Origin of the sequence: Pseudomonas sp. MYb193 (genome assembly GCF_002966775.1) — a bacterium.
In the GTDB taxonomy this organism is placed as follows: domain Bacteria; phylum Pseudomonadota; class Gammaproteobacteria; order Pseudomonadales; family Pseudomonadaceae; genus Aquipseudomonas; species Aquipseudomonas paracarnis.
In genome coordinates this window covers 4,477,245-4,494,938 of record NZ_CP023269.1, presented here as the reverse complement: position 1 = coordinate 4,494,938, position 17,694 = coordinate 4,477,245, and the positions used below count along the sequence as shown (strand labels likewise).

General features: G+C 61.2%; 14 protein-coding genes. 6 read left to right on the top strand and 8 right to left on the bottom strand.

Annotated elements, in window-relative coordinates; translation table 11 throughout:
• Positions 1 to 167 precede the first annotated feature (167 nt).
• From CLM72_RS20415 to CLM72_RS20405, 3 genes are read right to left on the bottom strand one after another with little or no spacing between them, the layout of a single operon-like run.
• A complete protein-coding gene (locus CLM72_RS20415; RefSeq protein WP_003193326.1) occupies positions 168 to 1,154 on the bottom strand; it encodes an alpha-L-glutamate ligase-like protein in 987 nt (328 codons plus the stop codon).
• Entirely contained in the window at positions 1,154 to 2,686 is a 1,533-nt protein-coding gene (locus tag CLM72_RS20410) for an inactive transglutaminase family protein (protein WP_105227806.1), read from the bottom strand. The genes CLM72_RS20415 and CLM72_RS20410 overlap by 1 nt, the downstream gene beginning before the upstream one ends.
• 18 nt (positions 2,687 to 2,704) lie before the next feature.
• Entirely contained in the window at positions 2,705 to 3,229 is a 525-nt protein-coding gene (locus CLM72_RS20405) for an ATP-dependent zinc protease (RefSeq protein ID WP_014719501.1), read from the bottom strand.
• 270 nt (positions 3,230 to 3,499) lie between these two features.
• Here CLM72_RS20405 and CLM72_RS20400 point away from each other — a divergent pair, with 270 nt between their 5' ends.
• The 6 genes from CLM72_RS20400 to prpD all read left to right on the top strand — a co-directional run bounded on the left by CLM72_RS20400 (position 3,500) and on the right by prpD (position 11,937).
• Positions 3,500 to 4,213, top strand: a complete 714-nt coding sequence (locus CLM72_RS20400) for a GntR family transcriptional regulator (RefSeq protein WP_014719500.1) — start codon at positions 3,500 to 3,502, stop codon at positions 4,211 to 4,213.
• Positions 4,210 to 5,103: a methylisocitrate lyase gene (prpB, locus tag CLM72_RS20395; protein WP_003193320.1), complete on the top strand. Its 894-nt coding sequence runs from the start codon at positions 4,210 to 4,212 to the stop codon at positions 5,101 to 5,103. The genes CLM72_RS20400 and prpB overlap by 4 nt, the downstream gene beginning before the upstream one ends.
• 42 nt (positions 5,104 to 5,145) lie before the next feature.
• On the top strand, positions 5,146 to 6,273 hold the full coding sequence (prpC, locus tag CLM72_RS20390) for a 2-methylcitrate synthase (protein ID WP_014719499.1): 1,128 nt from the start codon (positions 5,146 to 5,148) through the stop codon (positions 6,271 to 6,273).
• Positions 6,274 to 6,456: 183 nt separating this feature from the next.
• Positions 6,457 to 9,051 (top strand): Fe/S-dependent 2-methylisocitrate dehydratase AcnD, encoded by a 2,595-nt coding sequence (gene acnD, locus CLM72_RS20385; protein WP_105227804.1) that lies wholly within the window; start codon positions 6,457 to 6,459, stop codon positions 9,049 to 9,051.
• Positions 9,052 to 9,062: 11 nt separating this feature from the next.
• Positions 9,063 to 10,253: a 2-methylaconitate cis-trans isomerase PrpF gene (gene prpF / locus CLM72_RS20380; protein ID WP_105227802.1), complete on the top strand. Its 1,191-nt coding sequence runs from the start codon at positions 9,063 to 9,065 to the stop codon at positions 10,251 to 10,253.
• Positions 10,254 to 10,452: 199 nt separating this feature from the next.
• Positions 10,453 to 11,937, top strand: coding sequence for a 2-methylcitrate dehydratase (gene prpD / locus CLM72_RS20375; protein WP_105227800.1), 1,485 nt, complete (start codon positions 10,453 to 10,455; stop codon positions 11,935 to 11,937).
• Between the two features lie 131 nt (positions 11,938 to 12,068).
• On the opposite strand, the gene CLM72_RS20370 is transcribed toward prpD, so the two are convergent.
• Genes CLM72_RS20370 through CLM72_RS20350 form a run of 5 tightly spaced genes read right to left on the bottom strand, consistent with a single transcriptional unit; the run spans position 12,069 to position 17,591 of the window.
• Positions 12,069 to 12,797 carry an alanyl-tRNA editing protein gene (locus CLM72_RS20370; protein ID WP_105227798.1) on the bottom strand — a complete coding sequence of 243 codons (729 nt, stop codon included), beginning with the start codon at positions 12,795 to 12,797 and terminating at the stop codon, positions 12,069 to 12,071.
• Positions 12,798 to 12,799: 2 nt separating this feature from the next.
• The gene (locus tag CLM72_RS20365) at positions 12,800 to 13,792 is read right to left on the bottom strand and encodes a serine O-acetyltransferase (protein WP_105227796.1); all 993 of its coding nucleotides are present in this window, start codon (positions 13,790 to 13,792) and stop codon (positions 12,800 to 12,802) included.
• Between the two features lie 37 nt (positions 13,793 to 13,829).
• Positions 13,830 to 14,744, bottom strand: a complete 915-nt coding sequence (locus tag CLM72_RS20360) for a PLP-dependent cysteine synthase family protein (RefSeq protein ID WP_105229178.1) — start codon at positions 14,742 to 14,744, stop codon at positions 13,830 to 13,832.
• Between the two features lie 16 nt (positions 14,745 to 14,760).
• Positions 14,761 to 16,623, bottom strand: a complete 1,863-nt coding sequence (gene moeB, locus CLM72_RS20355; protein ID WP_105227794.1) for a molybdopterin-synthase adenylyltransferase MoeB — start codon at positions 16,621 to 16,623, stop codon at positions 14,761 to 14,763.
• 23 nt (positions 16,624 to 16,646) lie between these two features.
• The gene (locus tag CLM72_RS20350; protein ID WP_034128416.1) at positions 16,647 to 17,591 is read right to left on the bottom strand and encodes a DMT family transporter; all 945 of its coding nucleotides are present in this window, start codon (positions 17,589 to 17,591) and stop codon (positions 16,647 to 16,649) included.
• Positions 17,592 to 17,694: the final 103 nt, after the last annotated feature.

Below are 17,694 nucleotides of genomic sequence, written 5' to 3'. Positions count from 1 at the left end.
GGCGGGGGGGGAGGGGATTGTAGTCCTCTGTAGGACTTGCTCCTAGAGGGGATGTCGGTGATAGCTCGATAGAGGGTATAGCCTGAGGGGCAAATGGCTTGTCAGAAAGCCATCGCAGGCAAGCCAGCCCCCACCTATCGAGCCCGGGCTTGCCTGCGATGCGCTGCTTAGCCTTCAACCGGCGGAATATGCCCGAACATCTCCTGCACGAACTTCACCCGTTCCTCGGGGGTTTCTGTCACCCCGGCCGCCTTGAGCTCTTCAAGCCGTGCCTCCACCGCATGGGTGCGCAAAGTCAGGCCGCAATCGTTGGCAATCTGGATGTTCAGCCCAGGCCGAGCGTTCAGCTCAAGGATCAATGGGCCTTTTTCCTGGTCCAGCACCATGTCCACGCCGATATAACCCAGCCCGCACAGCTCATAGCAGCCGGCGGCGAGCTTCATGAAACCGTCCCAGTTGGGCAGTTGCACGCCATCGACGGCGTTGGTGGTGTCGGGGTGCTTGGTGATGATGTTGTTCAGCCAGGTGCCGCGCAGGGTCAGGCCGGTGGCCAGGTCTACACCCACGCCGATCGCGCCCTGGTGCAGGTTGGCCTTGCCGCCGGACTGGCGGGTGGGCAAGCGCAGCATCGCCATCACCGGGTAGCCCATCAGCACGATGATGCGGATGTCCGGCACGCCTTCATAGCTGATGCTCTTGAAGATCTGGTCGGGCACCACGCGGTACTCGATCAACGCGCGGTCGCGGTGGCCGCCGAGGGAATACAGGCCGGTGAGGATGCTGGAAATCTGGTGCTCGATCTCCTCATGGCTGATGATTTTGCCGGACACCGTGCGGTAGCGCCCTTCAAACCGGTCGGCCACCACCAGGATGCCGTCACCGCCGGCACCCTGGGCGGGCTTGATCACGAAGTCGCTGCGCCCACCGATAATCTCGTCGAGCTTGTCGATCTCCTTTTCGGTGGAGATCACCCCGTACATTTCCGGCACGTGGATGCCGGCCGCCAGGGCCCGTTCCTTGGTGATGATCTTGTCATCCACGATGGGGTACAGGCTGCGCTTGTTGTACTTGAGCACGTAGTCGGCATTACGCCGGTTAATGCCCATGATCCCCCGCGCTTCCAGGGCCTTCCAGGTCTTCCAGAAGCCGAACATCAAGAGTCAGCCTTCAGGAACGCCTTGAAACGCACCAGCTCGGTGAGGCGATAACCGCGGTAGCGACCCATGGCCAGCATGAAGCCCACCAGGATCAACAGGATCGCCGGGAAGGTGAACACGAAGTAGACCAACTCCGGCACGCTCATGATCAGGTGCGCCAGGGACGCAGCGAACAGCGTGCCAATCGCCACTTTCAGCGCATGGTTGGCGCCACGCTCCTCCCAGGTGATCGACAGGCGTTCGATGGTCATGGTCAGGATCACCATCGGGAACAGCGCCACCGACAAGCCGCGTTCCAGCCCCAGCTTGTGGCTGAACAGGCTGATGGCGGCAATCAGCACCACCACGAAGGTCAGCACCACCGACAGCCTCGGCAGCATCTGCAGTTTAAGGTGTTCAAGGTACGACCGGAGCGACAGGCCCAGTGCCGTGATGATCGTGAACAGCACAATCCCGAAGCCCAACTGGGTCTCGCGGAATGCCAGGGCGATCAGTACGGGGGTGAAGGTGCCCAGGGTCTGCAGGCCGATGAGGTTGCGCAGGATCAAGATCACCAGCACGCCTATCGGGATCATCACCATGATCATGAAGGTCTGCTGGGTTTGCAGCGGCAGGCCGTACAGCGAGTATTCGAGGAAGTTGGCGTCGGTGTTTTCGTCCGTCAGCTTGGCCAGGCGGATGGCGTTCATCTCGCTGTTGTTCAGGCTGAAGGTCACCATGGCTTTCTTGCCGCCATCGACGGTGATCAGGTTTTCATCGCCGGTCCACCACAGCAGGCGGTCGGCGGGCAGGCCCTGTTCACCAGTCTCCGGGTTGAAGTACAGCCAGTCGTTGCCGTTGAAACTGCGCAGCCATAGTTCCGGGGTTTGCGGCTGGTCGGCCACCAGGCGGATGGTGTGGACTTTCTCTACCGGCACGTGGGCGATGGACAGCAGCAGTTCGACGATCTTGGCTTTGTGCGGCGTCGAGGGGTCGCCGGCCAGCAGCAACTTCACATTGTCGTCGTTGAGGTTGTTGGTGCGCTTGATGGCTTCACTGATAAAGGTCTCGACGTCGGCCGAGTGCTGGCGGATCGGGGCCAGCAAGGCTTCGGCGGCGATCTTCTCGGGGCCTTCCACGGGCATGCTGTCGCGGAAGGTCGGGCCTTTGATCTTGACCTTTTCGCCGCTGTAGCGCTTGGTCAGCACCAGGCGGTAATAGAGGGTCTGGTTGCCCTTGGCCCGACGCGCCGACCAGGTGACCTTGCGGTTGCCGTCGATGCGGTTGACGCTCACCCCGTAGTTGTTCGAGATAAAGCTCTCATTGAGGCTGACGAAGTCGCGGCTCAAGGGCGGCACGAACATCTGGATCTTGACCGGGTCTTTCGGGTTGGCGACGAACTCGACCTTGGCGTCGATGTTCCACAAGTCGTCGGTGGCATCTTCGGTGACGGGAATTCCCAGCACGAAGATCTGATAAGCGGTGACCGAAATGCCCAGCACCACCAGCAAGGTGATCAGGATTTTCAGGTGCAGGGTCAGAGAGCGCATTCGGTTTACTCGGCGGTATTAAGCGTCGGCGGCGCAGGCGGGTTTGCCTGCTGCATATTTAAGACTAGGGTCGACCAGCGCATCAAAGCGTTTCAAGGCTTCGGAGCCAATCAGCAGCGGGTATTGGAATGCGCTGCGGTCAGTCAAGTTCACTTCGATGCTGCGTAAAGCACTGCCCATGCAGATATCCAGCGCAATCACTGGGCGGGCGGTGTAGTTCTTGTCCTCATCGGGATCGTAGTCGCCGGCGCGGCGCTTGATCTTGCTGACGCGCGCCAGGGGCAGTTCGATGGGGTGGGAATGGGCGGTGTCGATGGCCAGGTAGAAGCGTACCCAGGATTCGCCATTGCGCTTGAAGCGCTTGATATCGCGGGCACTCAACGAGGCGGTCTTGGCGCCGGTGTCGAGTTTGGCCGCCACTTCCAGGTCGATACCCGCAAGCTTGGCGTATTCATTCAGGCCGTACACGGTCTTCTCGGCGCCAGCGCCAAGGCTCGGTATGCACAGCAGGCACATCACTAGTAGGTAAGGCTTGAGTCTCATAAATCCTGAGGCAGGGCAGTGCACTGTTCATTTCATGGGGACTGGCATTGCTGCGCAATCTCGGGTGCGCCCTTTCATCATTTGATGTCAGGCAAAAGCGGCGGGCATTCTAACATGATGCTTTTTTGGCGCCAGCGCTGGCAGGCGGCCATGCCTTGGCAAGCGAATGAGGGGGTTATTAGACGATTGTCGACAATGTGTATTTATTCTTTGACTGTGAGAGGCTTATTGGCTAGTTTTTGCGGCATTGATTTTAAAGGTGTCGACAATATGCTGGAGCAACTGGAAAAACCATCGGTGGCACCAGACGATTCCCAGACCATGTCGGAGAACGTCTTCCGGCGTATCCAGGCCGCCATCGTCAAAGGCGAAATCGCCCCCGGCAGCAAGATTTCCGAGCCGGAGCTGGCGCGCACCTACGGCATCAGTCGCGGCCCGCTGCGCGAAGCGATCCATCGCCTGGAAGGTCAGCGCCTGCTGGTGCGGGTGCCTCATGTCGGCGCACGCGTGGTGTCTTTGAGTCATGCCGAGCTGGTCGAACTGTATGAGATTCGCGAGTCCCTGGAGGGCATGGCCTGTCGCCTGGCCGCCGAGCGCATGACTGACGCAGAGATCGAGGAGCTGCGCCAGGTGTTGCACACTCACGAACGGGATGCGGCGTTCCAGGCCGGTGTCGGCTATTACCAGCAGGAAGGCGACTTCGATTTTCACTACCGCATCATTCAAGGTGCCGGTAACCGCACCCTCACCCAAATGCTCTGCGGCGAGCTGTATCAACTGGTGCGCATGTACCGCATCCAGTTCTCCGCCACCCCCAATCGTCCACGCCAGGCCTTTGCCGAGCATCACCGCATTCTGGACGCGATTGCCGATCGCGACGGTGAACTGGCCGAACTGTTGATGCGCCGGCATATCGGCGCCTCCAAACGCAACATTGCCCGTCACTTCCCGGACGGTGCGCCTTCATCACGAGGTGAGTCATGAGTTCCAACAACAACAGCACTCCCGGCCAGCGTTTCCGTGACGCCGTCGCCAGTGAACAGCCCTTGCAAGTGGTGGGCGCCATCAACGCCAACCATGCGCTGTTGGCCAAGCGCGCCGGCTTCAAGGCGATTTATCTGTCAGGTGGCGGTGTAGCCGCCGGCTCCCTCGGCGTGCCGGACCTGGGTATCACCGGCCTGGATGACGTGCTCACCGACGTGCGCCGCATTACCGACGTGTGCGACCTGCCGCTGCTGGTGGACGTGGACACCGGTTTCGGCTCCTCGGCGTTCAACGTGGCGCGTACCGTCAAGTCGATGATCAAGTTCGGCGCCGCCGCCATCCATATCGAAGACCAGGTGGGCGCCAAGCGCTGCGGTCATCGCCCCAACAAAGAAATCGTGTCCCAGCAGGAAATGGTCGACCGCATCAAGGCCGCCGTGGATGCGCGCACCGATGACAGCTTCGTGATCATGGCGCGTACCGACGCCCTGGCAGTCGAGGGCCTGGAGTCCGCCCTGGAGCGTGCAGCCGCGTGCATCGAGGCCGGTGCCGACATGGTATTCCCGGAAGCCATCACTGAACTGGAGATGTACAAGCTGTTCGCCTCCCGCGTGAAGGCGCCGATCCTGGCGAACATCACCGAGTTCGGCGCGACACCGCTGTACACCACCGAACAGTTGAAGTCTGCGGATGTTTCCATTGTGCTGTACCCGCTCTCGGCCTTCCGTGCCATGAACAAGGCCGCCGAGAATGTCTACACCGCGATTCGTCGCGACGGTACCCAGCAGAACGTGATCGACACCATGCAAACGCGCATGGAGCTTTACGATCGCATCGACTACCACACCTTCGAGCAGAAGCTCGACGCGCTGTTCGCCGCGAAAAAATAAACCCTGTGGTTCCCTGAACAACTACAAAATTGGAGAACGAACATGGCTGAAGCAAAAGTATTGAGTGGTGCTGGCCTGCGTGGCCAGGTCGCCGGGCAGACTGCACTGTCCACCGTGGGCCAGGCCGGCGCCGGCCTGACCTACCGTGGCTACGACGTACGCGAACTGGCCGCCGACGCCCAGTTTGAAGAAGTCGCCTACCTGCTGCTGTACGGTGAGTTGCCAACCCAGGCAGAACTGGCCGCCTACAGCAACAAGCTGAGCAAACTGCGTGACCTGCCCCAGGCCCTGAAAGAAGTGCTCGAACGCATCCCCGCCGACGCCCACCCGATGGACGTGATGCGCACGGGTTGCTCGTTCCTGGGCAATATCGAGCCGGAGAAAGACTTCAGCGTACAGCGCGATGTCACCGACCGCCTGCTCGCCGCGTTCCCGGCGATCATGTGCTACTGGTATCGCTTCAGCCACGACGGCCAGCGCATCGATTGCGTGACCGACGAGCCAAGCATCGGTGGCCACTTCCTGCATTTGCTGCATGGCAAGAAGCCGAGCGAGCTGCACGTCAAAGTGATGAACGTGTCACTGATCCTCTACGCCGAACACGAATTCAACGCTTCGACCTTCACCGCACGGGTGTGTGCATCGACATTGTCCGACCTGTATTCCTGCGTCACCGCTGCCATCGGCTCCCTGCGCGGCCCGCTGCATGGCGGTGCCAATGAAGCGGCGATGGAAATGATCGAGCGTTTCTCCTCGGCCCAGGAAGCGGTTGAAGGCACCCTTGGCATGTTGGCGCGCAAAGACAAGATCATGGGCTTTGGCCACGCGATCTATAAAGACAGCGATCCGCGCAATGAAGTGATCAAGGGCTGGTCGAAAAAACTCGCTGACGAAGTGGGCGACACCGTGTTGTTCCCGGTCTCCGAAGCCATCGACAAGACCATGTGGGAACAGAAGAAGCTGTTTCCCAACGCCGATTTCTACCATGCCTCGGCGTACCACTTCATGGGCATCCCGACCAAGTTGTTCACGCCGATCTTCGTATGCTCGCGCCTGACCGGCTGGGCTGCGCATGTGTTCGAGCAGCGCGCCAACAACCGCATCATCCGTCCAAGCGCCGAGTACACCGGCGTTGAGCAGCGCAAGTTCGTGCCAATCGAACGTCGCTGAATGGGATGGGCTGTGCCCGCTGGCTCATGTGCTTTTTTGTGGGAGCTGGCTTGCCTGCGATGGCATCACTGTGGTGTGACAGGTACACCGAGGTGATGCCATCGCAGGCAAGCCAGCTCCCACAGGAAACAAAGCCAGTGTCGACAGTTCACCTTTCGAACTTACCGTGACCGAGTCCTGACGATGAACACTGAATTTCGCAAACCGCTCCCCGGCAGCCGCCTGGATTTCTTCGACGCCCGTGCGGCTGTCGAGGCAATCACCCCCGGCGCCTACGCCACGCTGCCCTACACCTCGCGCGTGCTCGCCGAGAACCTGGTGCGCCGTTGCGACCCGGCCACCCTCGACGCGTCCCTGAGCCAACTGATCGAGCGCAAGCGCGACCTCGACTTCCCGTGGTTCCCGGCCCGCGTGGTGTGCCATGACATCCTCGGCCAGACCGCACTGGTCGACCTCGCCGGCCTGCGCGATGCCATCGCCCAGCAAGGCGGCGACCCGGCGCAGGTCAACCCGGTGGTGCCCACCCAACTGATCGTCGACCATTCCCTGGCCGTCGAGGCCGGTGGTTTTGACCCGCAAGCCTTCGAAAAAAACCGCGCCATTGAAGACCGTCGCAACGAAGACCGTTTCCACTTTATCGAGTGGACCAAAAAGGCCTTCAAGAACGTCGATGTGATCCCGCCGGGCAACGGCATCATGCACCAGATCAATCTGGAGAAAATGTCTCCGGTGATTCAAGTGCGTGACGGTGTGGCCTTCCCGGATACCTGTGTCGGCACCGACAGCCATACGCCTCACGTAGACGCCCTGGGTGTGATCGCCATCGGCGTCGGTGGCCTGGAAGCCGAGAGCGTGATGCTCGGCCGTGCGTCGTGGATGCGCCTGCCGGAAAGCGTTGGCGTGGAATTGACCGGCAAGCTGCAACCGGGCATCACCGCCACCGATATGGTGCTGGCACTCACCGAATTCCTGCGTCAGCAAAAGGTGGTCGGCGCCTGGCTGGAGTTCTTCGGCGAAGGGGCTTCGGCACTGACCTTGGGTGACCGTGCCACCATCTCCAACATGGCCCCGGAGTACGGCGCCACCGCCGCGATGTTCTACATCGACGCGCAAACCATTGCCTACCTCAAACTCACCGGTCGCGAAGACGAACAAGTCGCCCTGGTCGAGCAATATGCACGCCACACTGGCCTGTGGGCAGACGACCTGAAAGGCGCGCAGTACGAGCGCAACCTGAGCTTCGACCTCTCCAGCGTCGTGCGCAACATGGCCGGCCCGAGCAACCCCCATGCCCGCCTGGCCACCCGCGACCTGGCGTCAAAAGGCATTGCCGGCCAATGGGATGACTTGCCGGGGCAAATGCCCGACGGCGCAGTGATCATCGCCGCCATCACCAGTTGCACCAACACCAGCAACCCGCGCAACGTGATCGCCGCCGGCCTGTTGGCACGCAACGCCAACAAGCTTGGGCTGACCCGCAAACCGTGGGTCAAGTCGTCCCTGGCGCCGGGCTCGAAAACCGTGGCCATGTACCTGGAAGAAGCCGGACTGGGCCATGAACTGGAAAAACTCGGCTTTGGCGTGGTGGCCTTTGCCTGCACCACCTGCAACGGCATGTCCGGCGCGCTCGACCCGGTGATCCAGCAAGAGATCATCGACCGCGACCTGTACGCCACCGCAGTGTTGTCGGGTAACCGCAACTTTGACGGGCGCATTCACCCTTACGCCAAGCAAGCGTTCCTGGCGTCGCCGCCGCTGGTGGTGGCCTATGCGATTGCCGGTACCATCCGTTTCGACATCGAAAAGGACGTGCTCGGCCTGGATGCCGACGGCAAGGAAATCCGCCTGCAAGACATCTGGCCGAGCGATGAAGAGATCGACGCGGTGGTCAAGGCTTCGGTGAAACCCGAGCAATTCCGTGCGGTGTATATCCCGATGTTCGCCATCCACGAAGACACCGGGCCCAAGGTCACGCCGCTGTACGACTGGCGCCCACAAAGCACCTATATCCGCCGCCCGCCGTACTGGGAAGGCGCGCTGGCCGGTGCACGGCCGCTCAAAGGCATGCGCCCGCTGGCGGTGCTGCCGGACAACATCACCACGGACCACCTGTCGCCGTCCAACGCGATCATGCTTGACAGTGCCGCCGGTGAATACCTGGCGAAAATGGGCTTGCCGGAAGTCGACTTCAACTCCTACGCGACCCACAGGGGCGACCATTTGACGGCGCAGCGCGCCACCTTCGCCAACCCGAAACTGTTCAACGAAATGGTGCAGGAAAACGGCAAGGTCAAGCAGGGCTCTCTTGCGCGTATCGAGCCGGAAGGCAAGGTCACGCGGATGTGGGAAGCCATCGAGACTTACATGGAGCGCAAGCAACCGCTGATCATCATCGCCGGCGCCGACTATGGCCAAGGTTCGTCCCGCGACTGGGCGGCCAAGGGCGTACGCCTGGCCGGTGTGGAAGCGATTGCCGCCGAAGGCTTCGAGCGTATCCACCGCACCAACCTGGTGGGCATGGGCGTGTTGCCCCTGGAGTTCCTGCCGGGCACCGACCGCCACACCCTGCAAATCGACGGCAGTGAAACCTATGACGTGGTCGGCGAGCGCACCCCGCGTGCGCAACTGACCTTGGTGATCAACCGCAAGAATGGCGAACGTGTCGAGGTGCCAGTGACCTGCCGCCTGGACACCGCCGAAGAAGTGTCGATCTACGAGGCCGGTGGCGTGTTGCAACGTTTCGCCCAGGACTTCCTGGAATCAAAGGCGACCGCCTGAAGAGGATAACCATGGCACACGTAGCGCAAATCAAGATCCCCGCCACCTACATGCGTGGCGGCACCAGCAAGGGCGTGTTCTTCAGCCTCCAGGACCTGCCCGCCGCGGCGCAGGTGCCGGGCCCTGCACGCGACGCTTTGTTGCTGCGGGTGATTGGCAGCCCCGACCCCTATGACAAGCAGATCGACGGCATGGGTGGGGCCACCTCGAGCACCAGCAAGACCGTGATCCTGGCCAAAAGCAGCCGCGCCGATCACGACGTGGATTACCTGTTCGGCCAGGTCTCCATCGACAAGCCATTTGTCGATTGGAGCGGCAACTGCGGCAACCTGTCGGCGGCGGTGGGTTCGTTCGCCATCAGTGCCGGCCTGGTCGATGCAGCCCGCGTACCCCATAACGGCGTGGCCGTGGTGCGGGTGTGGCAGGCCAATATCGGCAAGACCATCATCGCCCACGTGCCGGTCACTGACGGCGCGGTGCAAGAAACCGGCGACTTTGAACTGGACGGCGTGACCTTCCCGGCCGCCGAAGTGCAGTTGGAATTCATGGACCCGGCGGCGGAAGAAGAGGGCGGTGGGGGTTCGATGTTCCCCACCGGCAACCTCGTCGACGACCTGGAGGTGCCCGGCGTCGGTACCTTCAAGGCCACGTTGATCAACGCCGGTATCCCGACGATTTTCATCAATGCCCAAGACCTGGGCTACACCGGTACCGAGCTGCAAGGCGCGATCAACAGCGACCCCAAGGTCCTGGCGATGTTCGAGACCGTGCGAGCGTATGGCGCGTTGCGCATGGGCCTGATCCAACACCTGGACGAAGCCGCCCAGCGCCAGCACACGCCCAAGGTGGCGTTCGTCGCCAAGCCTGCAGATTACGTGGCCTCCAGCGGCAAGGCGATCAAGGCCGGCGATGTGGACCTGCTGGTGCGCGCCTTGTCGATGGGCAAACTGCACCACGCGATGATGGGCACCGCGGCGGTGGCGATTGGCACCGCCGCGGCAATTTCCGGCACCTTGGTCAACCTGGCGGCGGGCGGCGTAGAGCGCAATGCCGTGCGCTTCGGGCACCCGTCCGGCACCTTGCGTGTGGGGGCCGAGGCCAGCCAGGTGGACGGTGAATGGGTGGTAAAGAAAGCCATCATGAGCCGCAGTGCGCGGGTGTTGATGGAAGGCTACGTGCGCATTCCCGGCGACGCGTTCTAAAGGTCTACACAGAACCCCTGTGGGAGCGGGCTTGCCCGCGATGACGGAGTATCAGTCGACATCTTTATCAACTGAAAAATCGCAATCGCGGGCAAGCCCGCTCCCACAAGGAATCTTTATTCCAAGGCGGGCAACCAGACCCGCCCTGATGATCAACCGTGAGCTTGAGGAATAAACCCACCTATTTAGGAGAACTGCCATGAGCGCCAACGTCGACCAGAACAACCGCCCCGACTACGACCCGGTTTTGCAGGGCATCGCCGACTACGTCCTCAACTACCGCATTGACTCCCAGGACGCCCTGGATACCGCCCGCAACTGCCTGATGGACACCCTCGGCTGTGGCCTGCTGGCCCTGCGCTTCCCCGAGTGCACCAAGCACCTGGGGCCGATGGTCGAGGGTACCGTGGTGCCGTTCGGTGCACGGGTGCCGGGCACTTCGTTTCGCCTGGACCCGGTCAAGGCCGCCTGGGATATCGGTTGCATCGTGCGCTGGCTCGACTACAACGACACCTGGCTTGCCGCCGAATGGGGCCACCCTTCAGACAATCTTGGCGGCATCCTCGCCGTGGCCGATCACCTGTCGCAAAAGCGCCTGGCCAATGGCGACGCGCCGCTGACCGTGCGTGCAGTGCTGGAAGCGATGATCATGGCTCACGAAATCCAAGGGGTGATTGCCTTGGAGAATTCCTTCAACCGGGTAGGCCTCGACCATGTGTTGCTGGTGAAAGTCGCTACCACGGCGGTCACCGCCAAGCTGATGGGCGCCAACCGCGAGCAGCTGCTATCGGCGTTGTCCCACGCCTTTGTCGATGGCCAGGCGCTACGCACCTATCGCCATGCACCGAATGCCGGCTCGCGCAAATCCTGGGCTGCAGGCGATGCATCGAGCCGCGGCGTGCGCCTGGCAGACATCGCCCTGCGTGGCGAAATGGGCATCCCCGGCGTGTTGAGTGCGCCGCAGTGGGGCTTCTATGACGTGCTGTTCAGCCACACCAACAAGGACCTGGCGCTCAAGCCCGAGGACAAGCGAGCTTTCAGCCTGCCCCAAGCCTACGGCACCTATGTGATGGAAAACGTGCTGTTCAAGATCAGCTTCCCTGCCGAGTTTCACGCGCAAACCGCCTGTGAAGCGGCAGTCGCCCTGCATCCGCAGGTCAAGCATCGTTTGCATGAAATCGACCGTATCGTGATCACTACCCATGAGTCGGCGATTCGCATTATTTCCAAGGTCGGCCCATTGGCGAATGCCGCCGATCGCGACCACTGCCTGCAATACATGACCGCCGTGCCCTTGGCGTTCGGCAATCTGGTGGCCGAGCAGTATGAAGATGATTTCCACGCGGCCCACCCGATCATCGATGAGCTGCGCGACAAGATGGCTATCGTCGAAGACCCGCGCTACAGCCGCGAATACCTGGAGGCCGACAAGCGCTCGATTGCCAACGCGGTGCAGGTGTTTTTCACGGATGGCACCTGCACCGAGCAGGTGGTGGTGGAGTACCCGATTGGCCATCGTCGTCGTCGGGTGGACGGCATTCCACTGCTGGAAGACAAGTTCAAGGCCAACCTGGCCACGCGGTTCACTGCGCAACGCAGCGCTGAGATTGTTGCCCTGTGCAAGGACCAGGCGCGGCTTGAAGCGACACCTGTGAACCGTTTCATGGACCTGTTCACGATCTGAAAAACAGCACGGTCGCTGTGGGAGCTGGCTTGCCTGCGATAGCGGTGTGTCAGCCCCACATGAATTGACTGGATGTCAGCTATCGCAGGCAAGCCAGCTCCCACAGTTGACTGAAGTTTCTGCTTCAGAATCTATTCAAACCGCAGTATCACCCGGCGGTTGTGCTTGCTCTTTTTCTCGATCTTCTCGCAGAACACCCGGCCGATTTCCTCGGTATTGAGTACATGGGTACCGCCGCAGGGCTGGATATCGATGCCGGGGATTTCAATCACCCGTACCGAACCCGAGACCACCGGCGGCGCAACCGCCTGGGTACGGGTGATCTGCAGCAGGGTCGCGTACTCGGTGGCAGGCATCGACAGAGTTTTGACCGCGTGGGCTTGTTCGATAAGGGCGTTGAGGTCTTGGGTGAGGCGGTCTTTGTCCAGGGTCATTTCTGGCAGGTCGAAATCCAGGCGGCCTTTATCTGCGCTGATGCTGCAACCGGTCACGGGCGCGTCGATGAGGGAGCACAGCAAGTGCAGGCAAGTGTGCATCTTCATGTGCTGGTAGCGCCGCTCCCAATCCAGCCCGGCGTCGACCTGGACGCCAGCGGCCAACTGTTCGGGGCAGTGATCCACCTGGTGCCAGATGATCGAGCGCAACACCGGGTCGCGCACGGTGCCGGTCACTTGCACCCGGGTGCCATCGGCCAGGGTGAGGTGACCGGTATCGCCCGGTTGCCCGCCGCCGGTGGGGTAGAACAGGGTGTGCTCCAGGGCGATACCTTGTTCGCTGACGGCAATCACCCGGGCGCTGAAGGCGTTCTGGTAGGGCGCGCTGTCAAACAGCGCCAGGGTTTCCATGGTATGCACGGACATGTTCAACCTCCGACGATCAATGGGGTGGCTTGCAAGAGGTGGCGCACCAGTGCGCTCAAGCCAGGGGGAGAGAGCAGGGTGATTTCAAATTCCGGCCCGCACACCTTCAGGTTCAGCGGCAGGCGTGGCAGTTGTTCGCCGGTGTCGAGGCGACGCAGGCGAAACTGCAGGTGGTGCCGCTCTTTCACCGTGGGTTCAAGCATCAGCCCTTGCAGCGGATGAAAGTCGGCGTCCAGCACGGTGACCTTGTGGCCGGCACTCACTTCGCCCACCACGTGCAAGCGCTCATCCAGGGCGAAGGCGCCGAGGTAGTTGCTGTGGTCCGATTCATCGTTTTTCTGCAGTTGGATCTGGTTGACCACCTTGACCTTGGTGCCTGCCGGCACGTCCTGGGTAATCACGCAGGAGGGGCTGATAAACACGTTATCGCCGATCGAAACATAGCCCAGCACGCGGGCGCCGGCGCCGACTTCGACGTTGTTGCCCAGGCGCGGGTGGCGTTTGCCGTCCGGGTTGTTGGCAATACCGCGCGCACCCAGGGTCACGCCGCAGAGGATGTAGCAGTCGTTGCCGATCACGCAGGTCTCGCCGATGACCGTGCCGTAGCCATGGTCCAGCACAAAGCGCCGGCCGATGCGCGCTGCCGGGTGAATCTCGGCGCCGGAGAGAATCTTGCCCTGGTTACTCAGTTTGAGGGCCATGCGCGAAAAATCGCCGTGGTCAGCGGACTGGAAATGCCACACCAGGTGCGCAAGGCGGTAGAACAGCACGGCCTTGAACGAGGCGTAGGATTCCAGGATCAATTCACCGCGCCCACGGGACGCGGGGTCGCGATAGGCATAGGCAATCAGATCCTCGGCCACCGCCTGGGCGGCGGTCTGGATCAACGGCGCCAGGTGCGGCTCCAGCTGCTTCATCTGTCTGGGCGTCAGGGTGGTGATGAGGTGGGTGAGCAACTCATCGTGCAGCTGTTGCATGTCGATAAAGCCCCCCATGGAGACACCCCCGTACGTTGAATGGTTGGAAGCCCCGTTATTCGAAACTGGGCAGGTAGCTGTCGGCATTGTCGTAGACCATGGTCAACACCACCGTTTCAGGCGGCAGTTCGGGGGCGAGTTGGGCGATGGCAACCATGTTGGCGGCCGAAGATAGCCCCAGGCTGATGGCATCGGTGCGCATGATGCGTTTGATCATGTCCAGGCAATCGGCGTGCGACACCTTGAGCATGCCGTCGATCACGTCCAGGTTCAGGATGCTGGGGATCAGGCCGATCGACAGGCCCTGGATCCCGTGCGCCGCGTGCCGGTCCTTGAGCAGGTCGCACTCTTCCGGTTCTACGCCCATCACCCGCAGCGCTGGCCAGGCGGCCTTGAGGGTTTCGCCGATACCGGTGATGTGTCCCCCGGTGCCAATGCCGCTGACGAAGTAGTCCGCGCGCTGTTCACCGAAGGCGCGAAGGATTTCCGGGGCGGTGGTGTCGCGGTGGGTTTGGGGGTTGGCGCCATTGCGTTGCTGGTTGAGCATCACGTAGTTGGGGTTCTCCAACTGCAGCTCCATGCACTTTTCACCGTGGGAGTTATTGCCCAGGCGACTGTCGGACAGCACTACCCTGGCGCCATACAGACGCAGCAGCTTCTGTTTTTCCGGGCTGTAGTTGTCAGGGATCACCAGCACCACTTTATAGCCCAGCACATTGCCGGCCATCACCAGGCCAATGCCGGTGTTGCCGCCACTGGGTTCGATGATGGTCTGCCCGGAATCACGGATCAGCACGCCGCGGCGCTCGGCATCCAGGATCATGCCCAGAGCGATGCGCGCCTTGTGGCTGCCGCCGGGGTTGAGGGACTCCAACTTGGCGTAGACCTCGATGCCGAGGTCTTCGGAAAACTGGGCCAGACGCACGATCGGCGTTTGACCGATGACGTCGAGAATGGAGTTATGCAGCATCAGCACGTCCCCACTTTCAGTACAACGGCATGTCAGGTTCGACGTCGCGAACCCAATGTTTCATGCCACCCTGCAGGACTTTGGTGTTGGCAAAGCCGGCTGCCAACAGGGTGCTGGCGGCTTGCTCGGCGCGGGCGCCTGCGTAGCAGATCAGGTAGTGGGTGTTGTCGCGGCTCAGGCTGGCGAGTTGCCCATCCAGTTCTGCCAACGGGATATGCACCACGCCCGGTAATTTGCACACTTCCAGTTCGCTGGCGTCCCGCACGTCGAGCAATACATCGGCGCTGCTGGGGTGTTCGAGCACTTGCTTGAGCACCTGGGGCTTGATGTAGCGTTCCGCGGCCAGGGAGGGCTGGCTCGGTACGGCATCGGCGCAGGTGGCCGGCGCGACGGTTTCGCTATGGCGCAGGTCCGAGCAGCAGGGGCAATCAGCGCGGCGCTTGAAGCGAATCTCGCTGAACTTCATCGCCAGTGCGTCAAAGCGCATCAAACGGCCGGACAGGGGTTCGCCAATGCCGATCAGCAATTTGATCGCCTCGGTGGCCTGGATCATACCGACCACGCCCGGCAACACGCCGATCACACCGCCCGCGCTGCAATTGGGCGCGAGCTCAGCGGGCGGGGCCTTGGGGAACAGGCAGCGGTAGCAAGGCCCACCTTTATAGTTGAGCACGCTGATCTGCCCGTCGAAACGGTAGATAGCGCCGTACACCAAAGGTTTGCCCAACTGCACACAGGCGTCGTTGACCAGGTAGCGGGTGTCGAAATTGTCGGTTCCGTCGATCACCAGGTCATAGGCGCCCACCAGCGCCAGGGCGTTGTCGCTGTTGAGCGCGGTGTTGTACGCGTTGATCTGGATATGCGGATTGAGGTCCAGCAGGCGCTGCTTGGCGGACTCGACCTTGGGCATGCCCAGGGTGCTGTTGCCATGCACAATCTGGCGTTGCAGGTTGCTGCTTTCCACCACATCAAAGTCCACCAGCCCCAAGGTGCCGATGCCGGCCGCGGCCAGGTACAGGCTGATGGGCGAGCCCAGCCCGCCGGTACCGATGACCAGCACCTTGGCTTTCTTCAGGTTCAATTGGCCTTCGCGGCCGACGCCCGGCAGGGTGATGTGGCGCACGTAGCGCTGGACTTCTTCGTTGCTCAGGGTATCGATGTCCATGCCGCCTGAGGTGGCGAGCAACACTTCGATCCGGGATTTCGGCGGCAGGGCTTCATCGGCTTCGATCAGCGCCTCCTCGGCGGTAAACAGGAAGTGTTCCTTGAGCTGGTTGTTCTTTTCATGGAACAGGTGCTGACGCAATTGGGGGTGATGGGTGCAGAGATTTTCAATGACTTCGCGCAATGTCGATCCGGCGCCCTCAAGGGTCGATTCCGGCAGCTTGGCCACGCGAACCAGAATGTCGGGGAAAGAGACAGCGTTCATGGACAACTCCGTGTGCAGGTCGTTGAAAGGTTGAAGGGAGAAATGCTTGCCATCCCAGGCAAACAGCTTGGAGCCCAGGGCCTGGCCCTGGCGGACATCCACCACCAAATAGCTGACGGGGAAGATCGGCTCGCCCAGGAACAGTGCCTTGTCCTGGTCTTCGTCACTGAAATAGGCGCCGACATCCGGGTGTGAGTGGTAGATCACCACCACCGGGTTGTCACTGCGAAACGCCTTGTTCATCAGCAGGGTGTCGGCCACCGAAAAGGTGTAGCCGTTGGCCGCGCTGCGTGGGTACATCTGGGGGTTCTTGCGGTGCAGCTCATTCTGGATATTGCTGCCCAGGTACACGCTGCCGTCGGCGAAGACGAAACCACAGCACTCCTCGGGGTAGCTGCGACTGGCGTGGGCGTAGATCTGTTCCAGGGCGGTGGGGCGGAGGACGTCCATGTTTCTCTCGCGTTGGTTGAGGGTCACTTTTTCTTGGCCATGAGTTTTTCAATTGGCAACTTGGTGATCGCAAAGCCGGCCAGCAGGATCGCCGAGTACAGCATCAGGTCGCGGGAAATTTCCACGCCTTCGTACCAGGCTCCGATGATGACCGCGAACACCGGGAAGATGATGAAGACGAACGACAGGATGATCGGGCTCAGGCGCTTGAGCAGCATGAAATACACAATGAACCCACCCACCGAGGCCACTAGCCCCAGGTAGAACAGCGCGCTCCAGGAGCGCAGGGTGATGTCGTCGAACGTCGGTGTTTCAAACCACAGTCCGGCCAGGAACAGCATCAGCCCGGCAATGCCGATGGGCAGGGTGTTGTAGGTGATGACGCTGATGGCGCTGCCTTTTTGTTTGGTAATGACATAGCACAAGGCGTGCATGATCGCGGCGCTCAGAATGGCCAGTACCCCGAAGAACTCGGCGTGGTCCAGGTGCAGGCCCTGGCTCTTGATGATCATGTAAAGGCTGCCGAAACCAATGCCGATGCCGACCACCTGGGAGAAATAGATGCGCTCGCGCAGGAACAGCGCGGAGAAGATCAGGATGAACACTGGCATGCAGCTGAACAGCAGGGCCGTGAGGCCCGACGACACATGCATTTCGCCGTAATTGAGCAAATAGTAGGGAACGCTGAAGTAGGACAAGGTCACGAATACGAAGAACCAGCGGCTTTCCCGGGGAAACAGGATCGGCTCACGGCGCACCATGGCAAAACACAGGAACAGCGGAAACGCGATCAGAAAGCGCAGGCCGGCGGATGTCAGCGGCGGCACGCTCTCGACGGCAATCTTGATGCCCAGCCACGTAGTGCCCCAACTCAGGCACACGATAAGGAACATCACGCTGGTCACCAGCCCGGCGAGCCACTGTTTTTGCGTTTTTGTTTTTGCAGTGTTTTCGAGAACGGCGGACATTGGCATCGTATATTGCTTCCCTGAGCCGAAATTGAACTCTATATTGAACTTGTAATGAGTTATGTTTATCGGCGATTGAACCCGTAAAAGCACACTATTAGGG